This window comes from Pseudomonas sp. PS01300 (genome assembly GCF_029960155.1).
GTDB lineage: Bacteria > Pseudomonadota > Gammaproteobacteria > Pseudomonadales > Pseudomonadaceae > Aquipseudomonas > Aquipseudomonas palmensis.
Genome location: NZ_JASCPN010000002.1, coordinates 189,994 through 213,401, shown reverse-complemented (window position 1 = coordinate 213,401; position 23,408 = coordinate 189,994). Strand labels below are relative to the sequence as shown.

The window sequence follows — 23,408 nt, the reverse complement described above, 5'->3', positions numbered from 1 at the left end:
TTGCTGTACCCCATAAGCTTCTGGTCACTTCCTTAACGTGCTGTTCACCAGGAGCGTTTCATGTCTGCAAAACTGTTTGAGCCGATCACTATTCGTGGAGTTGAACTTCGCAATCGGATTGCCATGTCGCCAATGTGCATGCATTCCGCTGAAGAAGACGGCTGTGTGACCGACTTCCACATCGTACATTACGGCGCCCGCGCGCTGGGTGGAGCTGGTCTCGTGTTCCTTGAGACTACTGCGGTGATGGACAATGGCCTGATAGGCCCAGGCGACATCGGTATCTGGAGTGATGATCAGGTAGACGGCTTGGCCAAGCTTACCAAGACCATCTGCGCATTAAAAATGGGGGAGACAGCCCCCGTCGTCGTGGGGCTGCAAACCAGCCGCGACGCTGCAGGTGTGGATGACCGAGCGCTTCATATCAGTACGGCTGTACATCAGTAGTAGTTTGTGAACTCCGGGCAGTTGGCGGCTAGCGTTGAGCCATCATCTGCCCGGTACTGACTGCACTGGTATGGGAAACCGTAAAGCGATTTCACTCTGATTCACATTCTGTAAAACCGGGTGCGAGGAGGGCGTTGTGCACACCTTTGAGCACCTCATGATTCCGAAGCCAGAGTCTGTACTCGTGTCCTCTCAGGCGGTGATCAGGTGAGCAATCCACGCTCCACTGTCGCAGGGTATAACCTGCGGTCAAAGCCTTAACAGTCATCTTCAAGACGCCATCCTGCATGCCATAGTCCAAATGGGTAACCTCAGGCCTGGGCTGGTCAGGGTGATGCACCATTTCCAATGTCACTTGATGGTTCCATTGGCTATCGGCTTCACGACCTTCCCGATCTTCCCGGACGTGCGCATCAAGAATCTCCGGGGCGATGATGCGGGTGACTACAAAGTCTCTGAATCCTTGCGTTTTCCTGTCGAAGCCACGCACGTGCCAACGCAAGCCGTTGTCGACAAGGACATGCGGAACAATTACGCGTTCACTCTCACCATTCAATGATTGATAACGGATGCGCAGCGGCTGCCGCTGAAAAATGGCCCGGGTGACAACTCCAAGGGTATCAAGATGTGGGTTGCCCAAGCGTGCGGGTTGCAGCGCCGGTACGCCAGCAGACCAAACGCCAGGAAAACCGTCTGCAAAGCCTTGAGCCAGCCATGTCATCACCCGCTGGGTGCTGAAGCTGTACATGGGCTTGAAGCTGGGGCTGATGAAAAATGTCTTGGCGCTGAGGTCGTAGCTCAGGTTGTCAGGGTTCAAGCTTGAATAAAGAGCCAAGTCCCGAGTCGCCGAAGCTGCCTTGATTTGGAAGCGCTTCACGAGGGTTTGGCGTCGTATTTGCCCGAGAAACCACAGGTTCAGCTCAATGTAGGCTAGGCGTTCCTGCTGCGCCTGCGAGTGATCTGTAATGTCTTTGGTCATCGAATCGTCTGCTTAATTTTTTCGGTTGCGGATCTTACAAGCAGAAGGCTAGTATCGGTCACACCACCTCATAATGATTCGGTTGTGCCCCCCCCGGCCAGCACCGACGGCTCGACAAGGAAATCGTGGGCTGAATATGAACGACCTTTCTAACATGGCGGAGCCTCCTGATACGAGGAATGGTGACCTGGTCGATCTGACAGCCCACCAGCGCAACCTGCTGCTTCTGCGTCCGATTCTGCGGCTGGATATCAACAAGTCAATGCACCGTGGCGATGATGATTCCAAAATCCTAGAGGGGCTGGATACCAATTACCTGTGCCTCGCATCCCTGTTTTACATGATGGAAGGCGCTGCGATTAACCAGGGTTACACCCTGACCGAGGTTCGAGACCACTTGATCGCTACCGCTGGCAAGATGCGAGTGGAGCTGAGCGAGCCTGCAAAATTGCGCGTCGCCGAAATAGTTCTAGACACGTTGGCCAACGCTTCCAACAAGTATGCTGCACACCGAGAGTCTTATTTTCACGCGCCCTCCGGAGAGACTCGGGAATTTACCTTCAAGCTCATTCGCTTGGAGCAAGATCATGAGGCTACTGTCCGATACACCCCGACCGAGCATGGTTATGTCGTGCTCATGGGGATGCTGGATCTCGAAATTGAGGACTACCAGGTACTCATCGAAAAGATGCTTGTTCACCTCATCGAAAACGGACGGTTCGAGCAAGCGTTGGAACTGGCAAACCGGGCGCGCCTGCTTTCCATCGAACACCGACAGATGATCCGCGAGATGATTCGGCAAGCCAATCGTTCACCCGGGACAGTGAATTGGCGCAAGGACATCAGTCCGCGGTTGAGCGATGCACGCAATCATGTGTCAGAGCGCCAGTCAGTCGACCATCACATGATGGAATCTCTTGCCACAAAGATTCGTGGTATGGACAACCCGAACGCTATCGCACCGCTGGCAAAGCTCAACCTCCAGCTCCAAAGCGCAAACCTGCAACGTTTGAACCTGCTGAACGAGATCGGGGGAGCAGGCGAGCGCTTTCTGCAAGGGCAGGCGTTCGGCTTTCGAGCACGGCGTCGATCCGGTTTACCCGACATCGACCTGCAGTTACTCCCGGCGCTCATGGAAAAGCCTTTGGACGAGATCACAGGCGTCACTGAGGATCTTCTGCTGAGTTTTTACCCGGCAGTTCCGCCGAAGGTCTTCGATCTCTCCAGCTTCTTGGATGCGCTGCTGGAGCGTCGCGATACCTATGTCTTCGAAGGAGAAGAAGAGGTGGATGGCGAGATTTCAGAGTTCCCAGTGATACCGAACCCATTCTCGGCTGAGACCATTGCCAGGTCTTTGGAGTGGCTGGACGCGAAGATGCATTCGGGGGAAGCGTGGCAGCTTGGGGAACTGATCGAACTCGCAGAGCGCGAGGGCCTGACATTCATCGAAAGAAAGGCTGTCGCTTATGAGCTCTACCGGGCGTACGCCGACAGCGAGTCTCGCTACCCCCATCTTCACGCTGAAGTGAGTGGTGAGTTTGAAACGTCGGTCGTGTCAGGCGACAACCTAAGGTACTTGATAAAGCAGGAGAACACGGATGAGCAGCAGTGAAAGCCAGCAGGCAGCAGCGCTGCTCTACAAGGCGATGGGATTTACGGCCAACCCTTCGAGCGATGCCGAGTATCGCCACCTGTTGGCCAGGTTTCGCGGTGATCGTGGGTTTGCAGAGGTGGTCAACGGCGTCGCCGCTGGCATGGAGCTGGTCATTCTGGATGTGAGTGAGCGCGGCCTTGTGATTGCCCCTACGGGCAAAAGCAGCCGTTTCTCGCTGCGGTTATCTGACCTGCGGCGGTCGATGTCGGAGAGTGAAAAGGTAGCCATGGTGCTTATTCACCTTGCTATCGCTGCGGTGTTCTACCCCACCACAGACCACATAGAAGACGAAGGGCGCTCCCCGTTTCCTAGCAGCCTGGTGGAGGTACGAGACAAAGTACTCGGGATAGCAAACTCCCTTCGCTTGTCTGCCGAAGGGGACAACTACGCAGCGGAGCAGCTCCGTCCGGGTTGGAGCTTCATCCTGGATCTGCCGGTGTTCATTCCTGGAGCAGAGAGGGCCTCAATGAAGTCGGTGGATGGGATTGTGAGGGTCTGCCTCATTCGCCTGTCTGATTACGGATTGGTGAGAAAAGAGGGTAAGGAGGACATTGGTGACAAGACCATTTTCACTCCCACGCACCAACTGCGAGTCCAGTTGCGCGAGCTGACGCTCCCCAACCTGTTCCGAGCCGTTGCCACCGCTGCCACTCCTGCTAATCAAGGATGAACCATGCGCATTTCGAGAATTTACGTAGACCGGTTTGGATCGCCCACTAGCTGGTATGAAGAAATGCTGCTCGACCTCTGTGACCCTGTCACTGGTGAGCCGATCGACAGCTGCATGAATCTTGAGAATGCCGGCGGTAAGACCTCCTTGCTGGCTTACATCTTCAGTTGCTTTGAGCCGAAGCAAGAGCGCTGGTTGCAGCATCTGCAGTCCAAGTCCCATAGTTTCAGAGACTATTTCTCGCGTGATGTCAGGCCCTCATTCATTGCCATCGAATGGGTCATGCCTGCGCGCAGCGCAAACGGGCAGGCCTATCGACTGGTCATTGGCCAAGCAGTTCAGGTGAAAGAATCCGCAGACCGAGCATCTGAGGTTGATCGCAGGTTTTTTGCTTTTGACGCAAGCTCGGGCCTCGGCTTGGAAGATTTACCAGTTCCTGGCCTCTCGCTCGCGCCAGTGCAGTCGATGCAAGCCTTCCTTAACTGGGCACACCAAAACGCCAGGCTAGAAAGCCAAGGTGATTTTTACATGACCCATAACCAGGGTGAGTGGGTCACTCACCTGGAGCAGCGCCGACTGATCGACGTTGAGCTGTTGGGCATGCAGCTATCGTTCAACAGCCGAGAAGGAGGAAGCGAGGAGGGCTTTCTGTCCTTCAGCTCAGAGAGTGACCTTATTACAAAGCTCTTGAGCCTTTCGATGAACCAGGAGCACACCACGGCTCTGCGGGACATGGTCGTTCAAACCATGGATCGACTTAAGTCCAAGCCCAAGTACGAAGCCAGGCTCCACGAGCTGCAGCGGCTGCAACAAGCCATGAAACCCTTCGCCGAGAGCGCCGCAAAATTCTTGGGCGCCAAGGCTGCCCTATTGGCAGTTGAGCAGGAAGCGAATGACACAGTCTTCACAATGCGTGATCAGATTAATGGTCTGGATGTGCGTCTTGCGAAGGCGAGCACTGCAATCGACCAGCTAGAGCAGCTTGCGAGCAAAGCCGATGACGAAGCGGGTACGGCTCGGCGAAATCATCTGGCACTGCAGCGGCTGAAGCTATCTCGTGCGGATACAGCGGCCAAACAGCGTACTGATGATTTGCACAGGCAACTCAAGAACGGAATTCTGCGCCTTGAATGCCTCGGCGGAGCCTTGGTTAAACGGGATATTGGGAACGTTGAGAAACTGATAGCGGAGCTGGAGAAACAATCCGCTGCGCTCAGGGAAGAGCTAAAACCATTCGAGATTGAAGCAGCCCAGAATGGGGCCATGCTTCGTTTTTTGATTCAACAACACATTGAAAAGCATCAAGAAAACCGATCCACATTGCTGACCCATGAACAAGACCTCAAGGCCCATCTGTCCGGGATTGCTCAGCAGAGAAATCAGAGCAGTAGCCGGGTCGCTGAACTCAGTGGATTGAGGGGGGAAATTGAAGAGCGCATCAGGACGGCCACCCAGATATTGGATGGCCTCATCGAGGGCAAATGGCTGTTACCTACAGATATCGATGTGAGCTCTGCTGTCACACGGTTGCAGGCAGTCATAGCAGAAATGCAATCTACGCTGGACGAGCTCCGGGAGCAGCGTGAAGCGAAAAGGCTGTCTTTAGAAGAAACCCAAGCCAGGGTTTCGGTGACTCAGCAGGACATCATCAATGCGCAACATGCGCATAAAATGCTGAAGCAGCGATTGAATGAGTATGACCGGAGTGTTGAACAGCTGCAGAACGACCCTATTTGGGCGTTGTTGGTGGAGGGGTATTGTGACCCGCACTCCTCATCTCTGGTCACTCACGTCCAACAGTTTATCGAACGTACGCGTAACGAGCTTTCAACCTGCGCAATACGCCTTAAGCAGCTCCGCGAACAGCAGCTGTCGATCGAGCAGACCGGCTTGGCCGGGCGCAGTGATGACGTGGAACTGGTAGTGCGATCACTAAACTCTGCAGGTGTACGTTCTGCGAGGGCGGCAAATACGTATGTTGCCGATTTGAGAAGCGACGCAGAAGAGGCTAGGGCGCTTGTCCTTTCAGACCCAGCCCGCTTTCTGGGCGTGAACGTTGCGAACGATGAGTGGAGCAAAGCACTTCAGGTGGCGCAGTCGCTGCAGCTACCGCTCTCTCTCCCGGTGACGCTTGCTGTGGCAAGTCTGGAGATGCCGCTAGCTCCTCAGGATCGCTACGTCTTTGGGCCGGATCAGGATTCGCTGTTCAACAAGGCTGCTGCAGCGCAATTGCTAGCGGATTGCGAAGCACTTATTGAGCAGACTGATGCTGAGCATGACGCTTTTGCGGCTCGTGAAAAACAAGCTCAATCCGCACTGGCCACTCTCCAGCGTTTTCAGATCGACTACACCCGCGAAGCCATTCAGCAAGTTGCGCTCGAAGTCGCGCAACGGGAAGATGAGATAGAGGCCGCTACGGCCAAACGGGCTGAACTGGTCGAGCTTGCGAGCCGTTTGAAGCAAGAACTCGATGCGTTGGGTGCTCGCATTGAGGCGCTCCCAGTCGAAATCAAGAGTCAGGAAAATGGTCTCAAGCAGTTGTCTGATTACGCTGTCAACTGGGAGCCAAAAATTGATGCGGGCCGAACCGAGCTTGCAGTGATCAACAGTGAGTTGGGCGAAGTTGCGCAGTTCTTGGAGCAGCTAAAGGCGGATGAAAGCGTTCAGGAGGCCAAGCTGGAAGAAGTGCGCCTGGATTTGGTAGACGTAGTTGCGACCGTTGCAGATCTGCAGCGAGAGCTTGGTCTGATCGCACGATATGACGCCGCCTTCGATGCAGCTGCTCGTATTGAAGAGAGCGGGTATGAACTCAGCGTACTGCGTACGCTGTACTCGAATGCGCTCAGGATGCTCACTGCAGAAGAAGGCCAAAAACTCGGGTTGATTGGGTATCAATTGAACGACCTGCGTGAGCGAGTAACGCAGCTGGTCAGTCAGTATCGTAAGACGTATGGACATCAAGATGACGCTGCAATCACAGAGATCGCGCAGAGTGGGTTGGATATCGGCGCAGAAATCGACAGCCAGAAAAAGCTGAATGCCCGGCTTGATAACGAGAAGGAGCGGGCTGTTCATGAAGCCGGTGAGGCGGGTGCGCGTCTGGATAGTTTTATCCGCGAGCACGCGCCAGAACAGGCTTCGGATGAGATGGACAAGCTTGATCAGGTCGAGCTTCCTATCGCCATCGAGCGAGAGTTGGCTGCTGCACAGGCGAGATCCGAAGAAGCAAATAGTCTTCGTCGACAGATCAGCCAGCACCGCATCGATAATGCTGCTGAGGAAAAGCGCAAGGATGCTCTGGTCATCCAGGTCAACCTGTTGGCTTCCGCATTTCCTGCCAGCAGTGACGAGCCCAAGCTGATTCAGTTGGAGGGTAGTATTGAGGAGCGGGTGCGGGCACTGCTCGAAACGCGGACTGCGCGAGATGCCTCAGTGAAGAACTGCAACATCGAGACTAGCAACGCCCATCGAAATCTCGTCAGGGTAGCCACTCACAGTGAATTCATTGCTGTGGAGCCTGAGGTTTCGTTGCACATCAGCCAGGACGATTTTGAGAAGGCGTGTATAGACCATGATCGTCTGGAGGACATGATCCACGATCGAGTGGCCTCGGTCACGGATCAGTTGAACGAAATGACTCCTGATTTTGAAAACTGTGTGACGGAAGTCTACAACCAGACGACGTCAGCGAGCTCGCTGGTGAAGTACGCGTCAGGAATTACCATGCCGGTGGGTACCCCCTACGTGAGCGGCAAAGAGATCCTGAGAATGTCTGCGAACCTCTCCGGTAAGAGTTCGGAGCAGCGTAAGCTTGAAATACGTCACTACCTGAATAGCCAGATCGAAAGTGGTGTAGTCCCTGGCAGTGGGGCCGACATCATTACGCAATGCCTGTTGCGTTTCACCAATGACAAAACGTTTGGTTTGTTCATGTTGAAAATGGAGCAAAACATCGATTTCCAGTACCAGCCTGTGAATGCCATGAAAAAGTCGGGCGGCCAAGGGACTGTAATCGCAACGTTCCTCTACATGCTCGTGAGCCATATGCGCGTGAGCACGCAGGTACAAGCCAAGCGTGGCGGGGGCGGGCCATTGCTCTTGGACAATCCGTTCGCAAACGTGCAGACACGAGCACTCATCGATGCGCAACGAAAACTGGCCGCAAGCCTGGGGATCCAGCTGATTTGTTTCACGGCAAACGCGGACGCTAACATTCTCGAAGGATTTAGACGCATCATCCGGCTCCGCAAAGCAGGCGTTAACAGTAAGACCAAGCGCACGCATATCGAAATGGCCAAGGCCACTTTTTCTGACGTGGCGTTGTGATCATGGGTGCTGGTTTCCTAGAAATGTTGATGCAGGAACCCGGCAAGCGCGTGACGCTACCGGCTCTGCGAACCGTTTGGCTTGCTGCCTATCCGGAGCAGGTAGAAACGCCGGATCGGGATAGCCAATTGCTCGTAGCGCTGCGCTTGGGTGAGGCTCAAGGGTTACTGCGCCTTCCAGGGGGTGGTGGATTTGAAAGGTTCGGCAACCCACCTATGCCCCTGTTCATAACCCTGGTGCGTGAAGGCAAGCTAAAAGAGACAGCCAAATACAACAGTGTTTCATGGCTTCCGGAGATCGGATTCTGGCCAAGTTTATCGCTCAGCGAGCAGGCTACTGCGTTCATGATCAACGAGTGGCTCATCAAGCGTCGAGGTCGTTTCCTGCAGGTACCTCTGCGGGAGCGATCGCTGGATATTTTCGGCGACGAGAAGTATTTAGATGCCCGCGTACGCAATGGAGCTCTTTTTGGTGGCCGAATGCCCCTGAGCGTCATCGGAGCGATGCGTGTTGAGCATCCGCTCGCTTATCGGCCCGCTGATGCTATCGGGTCGCCAGTGCTCGTGGTCGAGAACCATCACACTTTCTGGAGCCTAGGGGAATGGAATGAGCAATCCAAACGCTACAGCGCGGTCATCTACGGCGGTGGAAATACCATTTGCGCTTCAGGGTTGGCTCTGCTGGAGGTCATGCGTGAACGCGAAGCGCAGGGCGCTGAATATTTTGGGGATGTAGATCCCGAAGGATTTAACATACCCCTCAAATTCAATCGTCTGCATCAGCTTCAACTGATCCCCAGCATCGGCTTTTACCAGATGCTGCTAAGGATCGGTCGGCGTAGGGCCTCCGAGGTGCTACCACGCGATTATCAGGATTTATCCACGTCCTGGCTTCCCGAACTCGCCGAGCAAATCAACGATCTGTGGAGCGAGGGGTTCTGGCTGCCCCAGGAAGGGGTCGGGCTAGAACAGCTCATGGCAATTTCAAGCTGATTACGCAGAAGGGCAGCGAAGTGCTGCCCTTTTGATCAATGCGTCGTAGACACTTCTTCGTATGTCAGGGGGAAAACCACGACTCTACTGTTTGAGCACCGTACTGCGATTTCCATTCCTTCAAGGTTTTGTGATTCCCGCCCTTCGTTTCCACACGCTCACCGGTGTGTGGATTTTTATAGATCTTGAGCTGCCGAGGCTTGCGGGAAGATTTTTCGGTGGCAGGAGCAGCGCGACGTGGTGCTGCAGGATCCAGCAGATCAATGACGTTGCGCAAGCTGAAACCGTATTCGCCCAGCAGGTCTCGGAGCTTGGTCTCGAACTCAATTTCTTTCTTGAGGCCGTCATCGTTCTTGAGGCTCTCAAGTTCCGCAAGCTGCTGAGCGAGCTGCTGTTCGAGTTTTCTGAATTCGGCGAGACGGGACATATGACACCTCTTATGAGAAAGCTTTCAGTTTACAAGAACATCCACTGTTACGCGTAAATTTTTCGTCGTCCCAGCTAAGGTTCAAATGAGAGCCAAAAATCAAATGAACGGTGCGTGGCTTTGTGTAGAACCCACATGCATATCGAATGTCATGTGGCGAAAAATATCAGTAAGACTGACCAGTCTCTCGGCCTGCGCCACATTTCGCCGGTAAATACTTAGTCATATCGAACATTCGGGTTCTCTCTCGAAAGATATGGTTCAAGGGATGAGAGAACTTAGTGAGCTTGGTAAGGCCCCAGATGTGGTGGTGAATAATCATTGCATATTCGAGAGCTTATTGCTTGGTGAATAATTCAAATTTTCGCATTGCATCATGTCATCATTAGTAAGATTTTGAGGAGGTCTAGCTCCGTGCGCGCCGCCTTTGACGATCGCACTGTGCATTTACGCACACTGACTCTGCATAAGCGACCAGGCTACGCTCCCGAATGGTGTGCTAGTGTATTTTTCAAGAGGAGGTCGGACATTGGGCCTTGAGGGCACAGAGCGTGCGCGGAACGTGGTCATCGAATTCGACAGCCTTGACCAGGCGCTTGAGTGCTACAACTCTCCTGAATATCAATCCGCCAAGAGCCACCGCGATCATCATGCCCATGCGGACTTGATGATCATTGAAGGTGTCAGCCAACCGATAGTCGAAGGGGATAGTACCGCTTCTGCGATATGCGAAAGCTAAAATTCGCTCTGGCAGCGCGTGGTGGTGAACAATGATGTCGGAAGTCCGAACGACATCGGCTTTTCGGTCGATAGCGATCGCAATGCTTAGCACGCACTGCATCGTGTCAAGGAATTAATGTCTGCGCGCCAGTGAGAAACGATTTATCTTCGTGAGCTGCATCACGCAGATAGTTCCATGTTGATCGAATGCGGGCCGTATTCAACAGATCAGTATGGCTCATCATCCAATACGTTCTCGCAAAGCTAACGTCCTGTGTCAGGACCGACCTCAATGAAGACTCTTGAGATACTAAATAGCTTGGAAGTATCACAAGCCCAGCGCCCGACTCTGCGGCAGTTTTTTGAGCCAAGATACTTGTGCTGCGAACCGAAATTTTGCGGGGTTCAATGAGCGCCGAGGGCGACGGAATATTTTTGGCTAAAGCCAGCTCGTCAATGTAATTCAGAAACGTGTGGCCTTTCAGGTCTTCGCGGCTCCGTATGGCACTGTGTGCATCCAGATACCCGGGCCTGGTCATGCACGGGCCACTGACTGTCACGCTTGTCCTACGCACCTTCACCAAGGCCAAGCCAGACGCGGTTGTACGTAGCTTTGCGTTCAAAGGCGTGCAACCGATCATCTCAGATCAGACGGTTGAGGTCGGCGGTCTCATCGAGTCCCCTGGTGTTGCTCAAGTGTGGGCGGCCACGGGCAATGGCATCAGCCAGACCGGCCAAGTGACGTTCGAGTAACCAGCCATACATTCTGGAGTTAGCTTCATGGATCAGATTGACCGTGGTACTCAAATCGTCAGGTCGGCACTGTTCGTTCCTGGTGATCGACCGGAGCGATTCGCCAAAGCCCTGGCCGCCGGCGCCGGCCAAGTAATCATCGATTTCGAAGACGCCGTCGAAGAAGGCGCGAAAGCGGGTGCCCGCGATTCGCTACGGACATTCTTGCTGCAGAATCCTGAGGCCAGAGTGTGGGTCAGGATCAACAGCACTGGGCATGTCCAGTACCAAGCGGACGTTGAATTCTGCAGCCGCGAACCAGGTGTGGCGGGGATCATGCTACCGAAGGCGGAAGACCCTTCTCTCGTGATGCAGCTGTCTGAGTGCGGTAAGCCGCTCTGGCTGATCATTGAAACCGCCATGGGGGCTGCAACACTGTCACTGCTGAGCGCAACGCCAGGCGTGGAGCGCCTTTGCTTTGGTTCGATCGACATGGCCGTGGATCTGGCGTTGGAGGAGGGCACTCAAGGCGGACAGAGTATGCTCAATACGCTGCGCGCCGGCGTTATCTTGCACTCGAAGCTCAATGGCTTGGCGCCGCCCCTGGATGGTGTCTACCCAGCTATCGCGGATGTCTCCGGTTTGGCAGCATCAGTGAAGAACTCCCACGGGATGGGGTTCGGCGGCGTGCTTTGCATCCATCCGTCCCAGATCCGCGTGATACACGAAAGCCTTGCACCTGCTATCGAAGAAGTGGACTGGGCACGTCGTGTCCGTGAGGCCGCGGTGAATCAACCGGGGGCGTTCAAGATGGATGGCCGGATGATCGATGCGCCGGTGCTGGCGCGAGCAGATCGCATTATCTCGCTCGCCAGCCTTAGTCATACCTCACAGAGATGAAGCAAACACCGCGTCGAAAACCTGCGTCACGATCAAGGCGTAGGTTTTCACGCGTGTGTCGAAGCGCGGCATCACGATTTTGTGATCAGTGAAGCCGCGGTTCATCAGCGTCGCAGCCTCGGTAGTCACGTGCTGCGCTTGCTTTAGTAGCCAGGCACATCCTTGAGCATCATCCAGCAACCAAATAAGCGAAATTCATGTCGCTGCGTTTGGCAGTGGAGCAACGCCGCTGGCCACCGTCGTCGATCCCTTGCGCTGACATGAGATGCCCTGCCTCGCCAGGACGGAACACTGGGCTATCCCTCAAGAAAATTCATGAGTTCGTCCAACGAGGACGCCCACCGCAACTCGTCCACTGTCATGGACAGAGCCTTCGCATCGCTTGTATAGACCGCAAATGGAGTACAGAGCACGCCAATGATGCGCTTGTAGCCCGAGAAATCGAAATTGTCGCCCTTAGGATTTGCCGTGAGTGTGTTGACGATTCCACTCCATAACTCGACGCCTTGATCCACCGTTGACGCAGCATTCCGGATGGCTCTATGAGTTCCTTGGTCGTAATCGCGGGTGTAGGGGATGCTTTTGCAAGAAACAATAAGAAGGGCGTCTTTATACGATCCAATTGCGTCGATATCGGTCAGGTTTTTGCCCTGGACTCGGAGCGTGCGCTGTCTCATTGCGCTGTGCTGACTACGCCCCCATCGCGTTCGATCAATTGCATCCTGAACAACGTCCTCGAACCTGGTTGCGCGCGTGTTCGCAACGTTACCCTGCACCTTGGGGAACTGCAGCCATGCCAGGAAACCCATGGAGGCAGCCCACATGTCGATGCACATGTAGTCGTTGGTTGCTTTTGCCGGGGCTCCGTGTGCTGTAGGCCATACCTCTCCCTTGAATGTTGCGCAACCATTGCGGAATGCGCTGAAGTCGGCAGGGGCCACAAACTGTGGGAGAGCCGCTCTGATTTCGTTGCACACTGCCGCATACTCTTCCTTGCCAAAAGTGCTCCAGTGCTCAAGCTTAGTAATGAAGTAACCAAGCTCCATGGTGCGAACCACTGAGTAACGGCTGCGCTGCAGCCAGCGCCCACCGAGCATTAGCACAATCAAACACAGTGAGGTGTGGGTGTCCACGCCTACTTCCGCCATCGCGGGTAATCGGTAGAGCTCGAAAATGCGACTTAGATCTAGAGTGCTCGGGCCAAACCTGGCCATCATTTTCCCATCGTCACCGAAGTGGACAGCATGGGCGTGGCCCTCAAGAAAGGGCTGAGGGGAAATAGAGACCTCTTCGCTGAGCAACCCCCAGTAAGCACAGGAAACGTCGAGCTCTGGGGCATGATCAGCTGTTGCAGATTCATCATGGGCCAGGCCTGTCTGGCTCATCACTGCACCAAGGAACGTGCGCCGATGGCGGTCGTGGCGCTGATCATAGATTCGGACTGCGGACTCCAACAGCGCGTTTTCCACGCGCTGAGGCAGGACAGTAGGGGCAGGGCTGGCCATTGGTGTATGGGTTAGGGGGCCCCTTACCGACCCAGTCCTTGGCGTTCGTGAGGAAGTGGGAGGGAATGCATAGTCGTACCCTTTACTCGCCAACCGGAATCCAACTTGCAAGTCATAGATGATTGTGATGAAGGCTATAAAGCGCGCGATGTGTCGTAGGGTGCTTTCGTTGACCGGAAATACGAAGCCTCGGCTTCCATGAGTCGCTGGTTCGGCTTTGCCGCTACGATTGGCATAGACCTCGATCAATGCCCGCGCATTAGGAGCAGTGGAAGCCAGTTCACCTTCGAATACCCTGTGTGGTAACCGGCGTAGGTAGTACATCCACCTCATTGTCGAATAGGAATTTAGGTCGGCTGCGAACGCGCTTTCCAACGCCGCCATGCATTCAGTGAAAAAGGCGCAACTATCACGAGCTGACAGCAGACCCTCAGCCCGGGCTGCGGTGAAAAAGGAATGTCGCTTGATGCAACCTTCAAGCTCTGCGATGTACTTGCCAACGTCTGCCAGGAAAGCTTGATTTTGAGGTGCGTGAAGGAGGAGCGCGCTCATTTTGGTCTTCAGCTAAGTCAGGAAAGGGTGAGTGTGAGTCGAGTTCTGCAAATGGTAGCTATCTAAACCCGTAATCTGCCTGAGGTAGGGTGTTAGGTCGACAGTTACCGCCATACGATGGCAGATGATCTGGCAAAGGCAGGCTTGGCCGCGTGTTGGCAAATGATGTGGGGGAAGGGGGCTGGTTTCAAATTCTCTCCCAGCTGCGCTACCATGCTGGCGATTTGAAATCGTCCAGCGCCTTGCTTTGCTTGGACGTCTCGCTTCAAATCCAGGAGCGGTGTAGTCATCGCAAGGGCCGTAAGTCTTACGTGAAGGCAGGGATGAGAAACGCGCAATGGGTTCGCCAACCACCCCAACGGAAATGCAAAGTCCGCTACTGAAATCCAGCAGGCCAGGTTCGTACCTCGGCTACTCGCTGCAGGCCACGCGAATGTGCCTCCACCTCTGCGAAGCGCCCCGTGGCTCCTTCGTGGCACTTGAAGTGTTGGATAATGTGGACGTCCTCCGGCCCGACGGTACGCGCTTACTCGAACAATCCAAAAGCGGTTTGGTCACGAACCCCATTGCAAATTTCTCTGTCGATCTATGGAAGACCTTTTCGAATTGGATTGACGCGATCGAGTGCGGGGCAGTCGACCCCGCCAAGACGCTTTTTCGGATCTACGTCCTCCAGGAGAAGAAAGGCGAGTACGCCAGCGCGCTCCACTATGCCCACACTCGATCGCAAGTCGACACGCTGGTGCAGCGCATCAAGGACGACTACGAGACTGAAATGAATCGCCCCTGGTTTCGTAGACACCTCCAAGCCTCATAATGAGGCCCAAATAGGAGGTGCCATGAGTCGTCAGCGTTACCCCGAAGAGTTCAAGATCGAAGCGGTCAAGCAAGTGACCGAAAAAGGCAAACCTGTTGCCGATGTCGCCCAGCGTCTGGGCATGTCCGTGCACAGCCTTTACGCCTGGATCAAGGTCTACAGCAAGCCCCAAGAGCAGCGTCAGCAAGATGATGATCAGCAGGCCGAGTTGCGCAAGCTACGCGCTGAACTCAAGCGTGTGACGGAAGAGAGAGACATCTTAAAGAAGGCCGCCGCGTACTTTGCCAAGGAGTGCGGCTGAAGTACGCCTTTATCAAGCAGCACGCGGACGAGTATTCGATTCGACGGCTTTGCCTGACGCTAAAAGTCCATCCCAGCGGTTATTACGCCTGGCTGGCTGAGCCGCAATCTCTACGAGCCAAAGACGACCAGCGACTGCTGGGTTTGATTAAGCATTCATGGTTGGAGAGCGGCGGCGTTTATGGCTATCGCAAAATCCATGACGATCTGCGCGAGGCCGGCGAGGATTGTGGTCGTCATCGTGTGGCAAGGCTGATGCGTCTTGAAGGTCTGCGTTCTCAGTCAGGTTATCGACGTCGCCCTGGAAAGTACGGCGCTAAGCCAGCAATCGCCTCACCCAACTTGCTGAAGCGCCAGTTTGATGTCGTAGAACCCAACAAGGTTTGGGTCACCGACATCACCTACATTAGTACGTACGAAGGCTGGCTGTATTTAGCAGTGGTGCTGGATCTGTTTTCTCGTCAGGTCGTTGGCTGGTCAATGAAGTCGCAGATGACCAGTGATTTGGCCATTGATGCGTTATTGATGGCGGTTTGGAGGCGAAAACCGAAACAGGAGGTGATGGTTCACTCCGATCAGGGCAGCCAATACAGCAGTTCCGATTGGCGCAGCTTTTTGAAGGCGAACAATTTGGTTGCCAGCATGAGTCGCCGAGGCAACTGTCATGACAATGCCGTGGCCGAGAGCTTTTTCCAACTTCTGAAACGGGAACGGATCAGGCGGAAAATCTACACCACGCGGGAAGATGCTCGTAGTGATGTGTTCGATTACATCGAGATGTTCTACAACGTAAAACGTCGGCATGGCTTCAACAATCAGCTGTCGCCGGTAGAGTATGAGAAACGCTATTTTCTGAGCTTGGAGAGTGTCTAGGAAACCAGGGGCGATTCATTCCTCTCCGATGGAATTGACGAATTCATGGCTCATTTGACTACGATTGAGGCCGCCTTGGGACTTCAAGCAGATCATCATCAGCGAGCCCGGGAACCTCAGCTTAAGAAATGGGGGGCCACCAAGCGGGTAGGGGCAAGGCTGGCAGCCATTGTGGACGATGCTAAAGCAGCGAGCCTTTATGCTGACCTGTTTGACCTGCGAAGTGCTTTCATCCACGGGCGTGACGGCGTCGAGAAAATCCCCACTCACAAGCGTGTCCAAGCTCGACGGTTGGCCGCTGCCTCTGCCGCCGGGATCGTTCAACACGCGACTCAGTCGACGCTGTCCCGGGAGGGTCTTTTGAAAGAGCTGCTCGATAGGGGAGTAGCGCTGATCGCGGAGAACGAAGCAAATCAATCGACAAGGTCGTGATGTGTGGCCCTGCCTGACGCGCCTTTGGAAGCCCAATTGTGGTCGGATATGGGCGCCTGCCGGCGCCCTGCCTCAGGAACGTGGAATAACGCGATATTGGCCCTCATTACTGACCACCTCAACGTACTGCACGGCAGCAGTACCTGATAGCGCTTGGGCGACATCGCACCCTAAAAGCAAAGATTTGAGCGGGTCAATGATGTTGATTTTCACATCATCCGGACAATTGAGATCAGTTAAACGTACGCTGTAGCACCACTCGGTCTCATACCCCGAGTGCACCCACTTGAACAGCCGACCCTCCTCAAGGCTGAGCTCATATCCGCTGTCGAGATCACAGGGAAATCCCATCTGAATCTCTTCAAGATCGATTGGATGGCCCCATTGGCCGATATGCACCAAAGGTTCATGGTTACCGAGAGCCTCAATCCCTACACCAGTGAGGCTGATCTGAATGACCACATAGCTACTCGTTAACCGTTTTGGCTTTGCGGCTATTGGTAGGGAAATTCCAACGTCGGTGCACACCCAACCATGCTCATCCGTATCACTGACATCGATCCAAGCGCCGTTGGCCTTGTAGCGTTTGGCGAGATCAGGTGTCAGAAGAGCGCGACTGACTTCCTGCTTGATCAGATCAGTCAGCCTCTCGCACTCGCCGCCGAGTCGCGCCACAAAATTAACCGCGTCGGTTATCGAATTTCCGATGTTTGCAGGCGACGACATTACGGGGAGCTCCAAAAAATATGATTTGCCTTGGCGCTAAATAAGGGAAGCACGGGCGGGGCTAGATTTTCGAACCCGTTCAAGGGGTTCCAGAATGCATGGCTTGTATGGGGGGCTTGCACTGGCGAAAGCTGCTGAAAGCCCTGAAAGCGTTTGATGTGCAATCTGCTGAGAAAGCTGGTGACGTCCGAGCGCCACCTGTCCAACCCTGGATAGCTCGAACAATCCAATCTGTTCATAATTTCGAGTACATTCAGCCAAGACCGCAAGACTAAGCGGTCATTCCAGATGTCCTCTTGACCCAGTGCGTTGAGGCCCACGCTCAACTCAGGCCCAATGAAGAGGTGCAACGCTACTTCGCGCTCGTCACGAGTCAAAAACTCGTTCCACTGGCGATGCAATTGATCCTTCCCGAGTGACGCACGCCACTTGAACTCGACGACGATTATCCGCCGCTCGCCTGAGGCCCATCTCAGCTCAACAAGCAGGTCAGGCTCCACCACTCGCCTTGGCCAAAAGTCCATTTTCAGATAGCTGACAGGCCCTTCAGGGAAGTCAAGATCGTCGCAGCGATCACGCTCAACTAAAGCCCTCCAAAACGCTCCACTCGCTTCTGGGGCGAGATAGTCCAATGGGCCGATAATCAGAGAGGTGATTTCGTCTTCTTCACAGACACGCTTCTCTCCCTCATCACGGTGACCTAAGTAACGCCGGTAGAGATGACTTTTACTCTGCCTAAATGAGTGAAGCATGTCAGGAGTCGTGCTCTGGAGGAAAAAACGATGATCGGATTTTTGGGGGCCGTTGACTAGAGGGTTGTAGCTTTTGCTTTGGCTGCAAAGGCTAAATTCAGGGCCTTTCGACGGCAGCCAAGTTATCGTTGTACGAGCATTTTTCCGCCCTGGCACGCTTTCACGTTAACGCGGATACATTGTCCGAGCATTCATCTAGGGCGATGCTCGCTGCAGAGTGGGAGCTATCGTCAACGCGCCTTGCTCATGCGTTTACGGTCATTGTTCCAAAGAGTACAAATGTACCCTTTTGGATTTATCCAGCAGGATCGGCGCAACCGCTAAGATGCGCCCCAGAGCCACCAGAACAAGAGGAAGATCATGTCGGAAACTGAGCAACAGCCCGAGATTCTTCGAGATGAACAAGATGTACTTACACCTGGCTTCAATCTTGTCCGACGGCCCACGGAGAATGGCTTCACCGCCAACCTCTATTTGCAGATTTTCGAACAGCTACGGACTGAGACGTGGCGTTCTCTACCGGAAGACCAATGGCACCTGCTGGCCACGATTGAGCCCGACTGGGTGACCATGTACCCAATCTATACAAAGCCGCATACTCAACGTTATCGAACCCCAAAGCACGGCAATGTGAAATGCATCATCTACGAGACGAGCCAGGTTGACGATGTCCCAGACAACCCCGACAGCGCGCAGCTTCACATTGAGCTGAATCTCCCGGACAAGCTGTTTGATTCCTGTGATGAAGGCTTGGGCCTTGTCAGGCAACTCGCCCCATTGTGGCGGGGCCTAAGGCTAGTACCGCACGCACATACCCTCATCATCACTGCTAACGCAGACACATCCGAGACCGAGGGTGTCGTTTTCCTTCCAGAATCCGCGGTGGATCAGTGTCGAAAGGCCTGCATGAGGATCTCGCGGGCAAAACGCAAGAGCGAGACCTCGACTCAACTGCATTGGGTGATGCGTGAGGTGCTGACTGGTCTGGTTCCGAATGTGGTCTTCGACGGCTCACGGACTAGCCCCGATAGCAGAGGTGCCTCCTCGGAGATCAAGAAAGCTGTAACGTACGCTGCCAAACAAGAGCGCCGCGCCCAGCTCAACCAGGTTAAAACCAGTGTGTGACGCGCTCGATCTCGGCATGTAGCTCGAACAGCTCGCGCGGCGCTTCTCGCGCCAGCATTCGGCGCCGGGTTACTAGACGAGTTTCATGTCCTATGGAGTGAGGCCGAGAAGAGCAGGACAGACCTCGATACTCTCCATGACTAGGCCCACGACTGCCTCCATCACATCGCACTAAACAACGCTTTTTCCCCTGGCGCCTCCCGCAGTGCATCCACCAGCGGTTGCAACTGCATGCCGGCCTGGCCCACCCACTGAGCCAGTGTCGAGCGTGGGATGGCCAAGCCAGCTCGGCCAAAGATCTTCTCCCGCCGGTAAAGCGGCAGGTGGTCAGCGAACTTGGCCACGTTTGCGTGGTTCCAATCGATCTCGTATAGTCAAATGAGTGGCACTGCCAGGGATAGCTCTGGTTTGATGGGCAGTAAACCGTTCGTTGTACAGAGTAGGCCGCTCGCAATCCATCTACTACTTAACCTGTATGCGCCACTGGAGAAGCATGAATTTTGAGGAGCTGATTCAACGTCAGGCCGAGCAGGTGCTTGGTAGCAAAGCCAAGGCGGATGTCTGGTTGGCTCGCCCTCGGATCGAATTCGGTGGTTTAACAGCTCTGGAATGTGTACGCAATGAGGCTGAATATCTGAGGGTGAAGGCTTTGCTCGACAGGATTGATCACGGGTATTGCTGCTGATGGAAACGATGCTTTTGGCCTGATTGATCCGCTGACCTCAGAGCCACGCGATGATCCAATCACGAAGTAACGCTTCTCATGATTGAAAAATACACAGACGAGGCCAGCCGGATTGCCCAGTGAGCCAACTATTGAACCTGGCTTTTCTCACGACCAGGGCAGGGCTAGAAACCATGAGTGGGCCCGATTTTGCTTGCGGCATCGGGGGGTTGAAGAAACCTTCGATGTTGGCTGTACCCATGCTGAGCTTCCCCAAGTTGATGGGGTTACGCAAATTCGGATAGCGGTCAGTTTCGCTGGCGGCAAGCAAATGCGTTGCACGCTGCTTTTCGTACCTCCTGGCGAGGTCGACCCCCTCCCTGTCACATTTTCCCAGAGCAAGACAATCGCGGACTTGAGGGGAGGGCATTGCTTGCTAGTTCCTGTATCTGATGATGTGGAATGGACTGACAATGTGTGGCCCAAGTCAATTCAAGAGCTAGATGGACTCATTTCTGATTCCACCGGCTCCCCCCGCTTCTTTGAGAATTGGGTTGAGGAGAAGAGCCGCGAATCCAATAAATTGCTGATGGTTGTGGCCGTTAGAAGCAATTGTTGCTATGGGTACCTGCTAGGTTCTCCAAAAAATGCGGGGTACAGTGAGACTCGCGTAGTGCCTGTTTTCTTTGATCGTGTTGGTGAGCTGGCGCTAGACTTCCCCGTGCCGTTCGAGCTGGCACTCAGCAGCAAAAATCTTGAGGCGCTCATCAAACATGCGCGTAGCTTCCAGCCTCATTCTGGAGACACGCAGGAAGATATCCATTTGCGTGAAGCCCTCGATGAGCTGGCTAATTCCTTGGAAGAGGGTGCGAGTCGATCACAGCAGGCTTGATATCTGCGTGATAACTTGGCCCGTGATCCCATGCCACACGCCCGCTGACTCCTACTCATCACGGCGCTCTTGCCTAGGCTTCCTGACGTAGGTGGAGCACTTTGGTGCGTCATTCAAAGCTAGAGCATCCCAAAGACGTCCAGCCTCAAGTCGCCCAGCGAGCTGCTTGATTCACGGCAGCCGTGCTCGAAGAGCCACGCCCACCCGAGATAGCTAGCGTCGCTCCTCAGGTCTCGCCCACAAATCAGACAGGGTGGGGGTAGGGGACATAACGCCCATTTTTGGTTGTAAAGATTACTTGCGCTGGGCGGTCGAGTTCAGGAAGGCAACGACCGTCAGCCCTCGGAACTTCCTTGCTGCCCCGCGAATTTCAGCTGAGTTTGAGGCATCCGCCAACTGCCCCAACATCTCCCTCGCTCCAGCTAAAATCACTCCGAGCTTTTTAAGCCCAAGCGCACCCCTCGCATTTTCTACCGGGAAAATAGGTAAGGCTGGAAGCAAATGGCTGCTATCAATATTGTGATAATGCAAGTACCGGGCGAATACTTCATCGAATTCCACTGAGAGCCTTTTCCATCCCACACCGTCGGCATTCCGCTCCAGCCATCTACCGCTTTCGTCGAGGACGAACTGATCCAGACGACCCGGGTTGGTGGATGAGCCAATCACACGATCCAAACGCTGTGAAGAATACCTGGCAATGGTGAGACATAGCTCGATCGACTGGAAGTCACTACTGGGTAAAAGCCGTTCCAGATTCCGGATAATCCAGGTCATCTCGACGTCGCTGATGATCTCTCTAGCTGTAGGATGCTTGAGAAGAAGATGAGACAGCGGTGCTTTGGCCACGTTCAGCCGGTTCGTACCGACGTCCTTGAGGTAGTAATTTAGGAACTGAGTGACGATTCTGATCTCACGCTTCCAGACATTTCCATCGATTTCATTTTCCGCTCCAGCGGCGCGCGAAACGTCAAACGGCAGCCAATCTGGGTTTATGACCCAGTCACGGAACCCTCGTTGCACGCTGGGGATGAAGCGTGCTTGCCTGCTGGTTGCGCACCAACTAGGGTCTGGCTTGGCAACGAAATCCGCATAGCGCACAAAGTCCTCACGAGTCCAGTCGATCATTGAAACCTCGTTAGCGAAGCTCCAGTTGAGCATCTTTTCGAGCGCCATGGCGCACGTGTAGTACAGGTGCTTTGGTCTTTGCGGATTCCAGCTGAAAGCTATCCAGTTGACATATCTGTGCGCATACCAAGTGTTCAAAAATGGATTGAAGCTAGGATCGAGCGCATCAAGTCGAGCGGCCACCTGATCATTAGAAGGTAACCGTGTCTCTTGATTTGCCCGCCAATGAGCGTATGGCGGGAAGATAGGAAATGGGATGAATGGCCGCATATCTGGACAGCAACCGAGCTACTATGCAGAGGATATCCAGTAGGTTTAGCAGATGATTACTCTGTACCCAAGGCAAGCCATAGCGGTCACGTTGAACGGTGGTTTGTGAAATCGGAGGCAGGAAGGTGGTACAGGTAGGGACGGGTAAGTGCTTGATTTTTCAGGAACGGGGTTTTATGAAAATCTCAACGGAGGTTAGTGGAAACGGACACAAAATGCAACGCTTACGGAACGTCCTGTTTTAACATAATATACATTATGCGTACTTACGTATCATCCGCTCAAGACTACGCCAGGCCAGATTTCAACCCTGAGCTCCCCGTGCTTTCCCACCACGAATCGCTTTGCGGCATACTCACAAGCTTTGCACCGCTTGCACGCACTTCAAGGGACGACATGGTAAGAACATTTGAACCGCAAGACATGGAACGCGTCCTCGACATCTGGTTACGCGCTTCGATCAAGGCCCATGACTTTATCGACGCGTCGTATTGGCAATCCAATGTCGTGGCAATGCGCGAACTCTACATCCCTGCATCACAGACAATTGTCATCGAAGACCAATCCGCCGTTCAGGGATTTTGCTCGTTGCTGGACAACCAACTGGCGGCACTGTTCGTGGACCCTGACCAGCAAGGCCGTGGGCTGGGTCGTCAATTGCTCGAACACGTCAAATCGTTGCGCACCGAATTGAGCCTGGGGGTTTACAAGGAGAATTCACGCAGCATCGCTTTTTACCAGTCCCAGGGTTTTACAGTGGTCAAAGAGCAGATCGATCCGCAGACAGGCCATGCCGAGTACCTGATGAGCTACAAGAGCCACCTTTAAACGTCTGGACGCCACATTCGTCCGTTGGACCCCTCAACCTTCGAGGTTTTTGCATGAAGCAATGTTTCGCCGTTCTAAGCAGCCTGTTACTGATTGCCGGTTGCGATGTTTCATTCAACACAAACGCCAGCGGTACACAGGCGTCCGCAGTCGTAGTCTCCGATCCAGGCTCTGCGCAACAGCAACGCCTGGTGGTCGATACCGCTGTGCAGTTCCTGATGTTGCTCGATGCCGGAAGAACCGACATGACCTGGGCCACAGCGGGCTCCGCGCTCAAGGCAACCACGACCGAGTCGAACTGGGTAAAAGGCATCGGGACGTTGCGCATGGGCCTGGGCGAGTTGAAGCAACGTGATCGAGCACAGATCACCTTCACCAAACAGCTGCCTGATGCGCCGCCTGGGCATTACGCTGCAGTTCAGACCCAATCGGCCTTTTCGAACCTCACCGTCACCGAGGCTGTGCTGCTGGCTGAAGAAAACGAACAGTGGCGCGTTGTCGGCTACAACCTCAGTAAAACCGTCGAAGTTGCTGCAAAAATGCGTCTCTTCTAGTAGCGTTCGTGAGGTTGCATTCGCAGCGGTTCAAGGGTGCCCCTGCTCCCCGCTAAACTAGCCTTTTCTTATAACTCAACTAAAGGACTATTTAGTTGAGTTATATTGAAATGTGGGAAGCCGCTGGTCACGCCTACCTGTAC

Annotated in this window: 22 protein-coding genes and 1 pseudogene; 14 read left to right on the top strand and 9 right to left on the bottom strand. The window is 54.2% G+C overall.

What is annotated here, in order from left to right:
- Positions 1–60: 60 nt before the first annotated feature.
- Positions 61–447: a hypothetical protein gene (locus QMX96_RS02330; RefSeq protein ID WP_282361073.1), complete on the top strand. Its 387-nt coding sequence runs from the start codon at positions 61–63 to the stop codon at positions 445–447.
- 91 nt (positions 448–538) lie between these two features.
- On the opposite strand, the gene QMX96_RS02325 is transcribed toward QMX96_RS02330, so the two are convergent.
- A complete protein-coding gene (locus QMX96_RS02325) occupies positions 539–1,426 on the bottom strand; it encodes a WYL domain-containing protein (protein ID WP_282361071.1) in 888 nt (295 codons plus the stop codon).
- A gap of 136 nt (positions 1,427–1,562) precedes the next feature.
- Here QMX96_RS02325 and QMX96_RS02320 point away from each other — a divergent pair, with 136 nt between their 5' ends.
- The 4 genes from QMX96_RS02320 to QMX96_RS02305 all read left to right on the top strand — a co-directional run bounded on the left by QMX96_RS02320 (position 1,563) and on the right by QMX96_RS02305 (position 9,068).
- Positions 1,563–3,038 carry a hypothetical protein gene (locus QMX96_RS02320; protein ID WP_282361069.1) on the top strand — a complete coding sequence of 492 codons (1,476 nt, stop codon included), beginning with the start codon at positions 1,563–1,565 and terminating at the stop codon, positions 3,036–3,038.
- On the top strand, positions 3,025–3,750 hold the full coding sequence (locus tag QMX96_RS02315) for a hypothetical protein (RefSeq protein WP_282361067.1): 726 nt from the start codon (positions 3,025–3,027) through the stop codon (positions 3,748–3,750). The genes QMX96_RS02320 and QMX96_RS02315 overlap by 14 nt, the downstream gene beginning before the upstream one ends.
- Positions 3,751–3,813: 63 nt before the next feature.
- Complete coding sequence (locus QMX96_RS02310) at positions 3,814–8,076, top strand: hypothetical protein (protein WP_282361063.1); 4,263 nt, start codon at positions 3,814–3,816, stop codon at positions 8,074–8,076.
- 2 nt (positions 8,077–8,078) lie between these two features.
- Positions 8,079–9,068, top strand: coding sequence for a Wadjet anti-phage system protein JetD domain-containing protein (locus QMX96_RS02305; protein ID WP_282361061.1), 990 nt, complete (start codon positions 8,079–8,081; stop codon positions 9,066–9,068).
- A 64-nt stretch (positions 9,069–9,132) separates the two neighbouring features.
- Here QMX96_RS02305 and QMX96_RS02300 read toward each other — a convergent pair whose 3' ends face one another.
- Positions 9,133–9,495: a histone-like nucleoid-structuring protein, MvaT/MvaU family gene (locus QMX96_RS02300; protein ID WP_282361059.1), complete on the bottom strand. Its 363-nt coding sequence runs from the start codon at positions 9,493–9,495 to the stop codon at positions 9,133–9,135.
- Between the two features lie 511 nt (positions 9,496–10,006).
- Positions 10,007–10,327 carry a hypothetical protein gene (locus QMX96_RS02295; RefSeq protein WP_282361056.1) on the bottom strand — a complete coding sequence of 107 codons (321 nt, stop codon included), beginning with the start codon at positions 10,325–10,327 and terminating at the stop codon, positions 10,007–10,009.
- Between the two features lie 668 nt (positions 10,328–10,995).
- Here QMX96_RS02295 and QMX96_RS02290 point away from each other — a divergent pair.
- Positions 10,996–11,847, top strand: coding sequence for a CoA ester lyase (locus QMX96_RS02290; RefSeq protein WP_282361054.1), 852 nt, complete (start codon positions 10,996–10,998; stop codon positions 11,845–11,847).
- Here the strand turns inward: QMX96_RS02290 and QMX96_RS02285 are convergent.
- A complete protein-coding gene (locus QMX96_RS02285) occupies positions 11,836–11,976 on the bottom strand; it encodes a hypothetical protein (protein ID WP_282361053.1) in 141 nt (46 codons plus the stop codon). The two genes, QMX96_RS02290 and QMX96_RS02285, sit on opposite strands and share 12 nt — an antisense overlap.
- A 167-nt stretch (positions 11,977–12,143) precedes the next feature.
- Positions 12,144–13,904: a hypothetical protein gene (locus QMX96_RS02280; protein ID WP_282361052.1), complete on the bottom strand. Its 1,761-nt coding sequence runs from the start codon at positions 13,902–13,904 to the stop codon at positions 12,144–12,146.
- Positions 13,905–14,241: 337 nt separating this feature from the next.
- Here QMX96_RS02280 and QMX96_RS02275 point away from each other — a divergent pair, with 337 nt between their 5' ends.
- The 3 genes from QMX96_RS02275 (at position 14,242) to QMX96_RS02265 (ending at position 16,326) form a co-directional block, all read left to right on the top strand.
- Complete coding sequence (locus QMX96_RS02275) at positions 14,242–14,721, top strand: hypothetical protein (RefSeq protein WP_282361051.1); 480 nt, start codon at positions 14,242–14,244, stop codon at positions 14,719–14,721.
- 22 nt (positions 14,722–14,743) lie between these two features.
- Positions 14,744–15,894, top strand: a protein-coding gene (locus tag QMX96_RS02270; protein WP_282361049.1) for an IS3 family transposase whose coding sequence is annotated in 2 segments (ribosomal slippage) — positions 14,744–14,978 and positions 14,978–15,894 — 1,152 coding nt in all. Because the reading frame shifts where the segments join, the coding sequence is not laid out codon by codon here.
- Between the two features lie 45 nt (positions 15,895–15,939).
- Positions 15,940–16,326: a hypothetical protein gene (locus tag QMX96_RS02265; protein ID WP_282361047.1), complete on the top strand. Its 387-nt coding sequence runs from the start codon at positions 15,940–15,942 to the stop codon at positions 16,324–16,326.
- Positions 16,327–16,398: 72 nt separating this feature from the next.
- On the opposite strand, the gene QMX96_RS02260 is transcribed toward QMX96_RS02265, so the two are convergent.
- Both QMX96_RS02260 and QMX96_RS02255 read right to left on the bottom strand, forming a co-directional pair.
- Positions 16,399–17,052, bottom strand: coding sequence for a hypothetical protein (locus tag QMX96_RS02260; protein WP_282361045.1), 654 nt, complete (start codon positions 17,050–17,052; stop codon positions 16,399–16,401).
- A complete protein-coding gene (locus tag QMX96_RS02255) occupies positions 17,052–17,804 on the bottom strand; it encodes a hypothetical protein (RefSeq protein ID WP_282361043.1) in 753 nt (250 codons plus the stop codon). Before QMX96_RS02255 ends, QMX96_RS02260 begins: the two co-directional genes overlap by 1 nt.
- A 360-nt stretch (positions 17,805–18,164) precedes the next feature.
- Here QMX96_RS02255 and QMX96_RS02250 point away from each other — a divergent pair, with 360 nt between their 5' ends.
- Entirely contained in the window at positions 18,165–18,929 is a 765-nt protein-coding gene (locus tag QMX96_RS02250) for a hypothetical protein (protein WP_282361041.1), read from the top strand.
- 197 nt (positions 18,930–19,126) lie between these two features.
- On the opposite strand, the pseudogene QMX96_RS02245 reads toward QMX96_RS02250, so the two are convergent.
- Positions 19,127–19,273: pseudogene (locus QMX96_RS02245) on the bottom strand (transposase); the annotation flags it as partial.
- Positions 19,274–19,422: 149 nt separating this feature from the next.
- Here QMX96_RS02245 and QMX96_RS02240 point away from each other — a divergent pair.
- Both QMX96_RS02240 and QMX96_RS02235 read left to right on the top strand, forming a co-directional pair.
- On the top strand, positions 19,423–19,614 hold the full coding sequence (locus QMX96_RS02240) for an MbcA/ParS/Xre antitoxin family protein (protein ID WP_282361040.1): 192 nt from the start codon (positions 19,423–19,425) through the stop codon (positions 19,612–19,614).
- A 412-nt stretch (positions 19,615–20,026) separates the two neighbouring features.
- Positions 20,027–20,485: a hypothetical protein gene (locus tag QMX96_RS02235; protein WP_282361039.1), complete on the top strand. Its 459-nt coding sequence runs from the start codon at positions 20,027–20,029 to the stop codon at positions 20,483–20,485.
- A 294-nt stretch (positions 20,486–20,779) separates the two neighbouring features.
- Here the strand turns inward: QMX96_RS02235 and QMX96_RS02230 are convergent, their stop codons facing one another.
- Positions 20,780–21,613 carry an integrase gene (locus tag QMX96_RS02230; protein ID WP_282361038.1) on the bottom strand — a complete coding sequence of 278 codons (834 nt, stop codon included), beginning with the start codon at positions 21,611–21,613 and terminating at the stop codon, positions 20,780–20,782.
- Positions 21,614–22,279: 666 nt separating this feature from the next.
- Between QMX96_RS02230 and QMX96_RS02225 the strand changes: the two genes are divergently transcribed.
- Both QMX96_RS02225 and QMX96_RS02220 read left to right on the top strand, forming a co-directional pair.
- Positions 22,280–22,711 carry an N-acetyltransferase gene (locus QMX96_RS02225; RefSeq protein WP_282361096.1) on the top strand — a complete coding sequence of 144 codons (432 nt, stop codon included), beginning with the start codon at positions 22,280–22,282 and terminating at the stop codon, positions 22,709–22,711.
- Between the two features lie 53 nt (positions 22,712–22,764).
- On the top strand, positions 22,765–23,265 hold the full coding sequence (locus tag QMX96_RS02220; protein ID WP_058540192.1) for a DUF4019 domain-containing protein: 501 nt from the start codon (positions 22,765–22,767) through the stop codon (positions 23,263–23,265).
- The last annotated feature ends 143 nt before the right edge of the window (positions 23,266–23,408 follow it).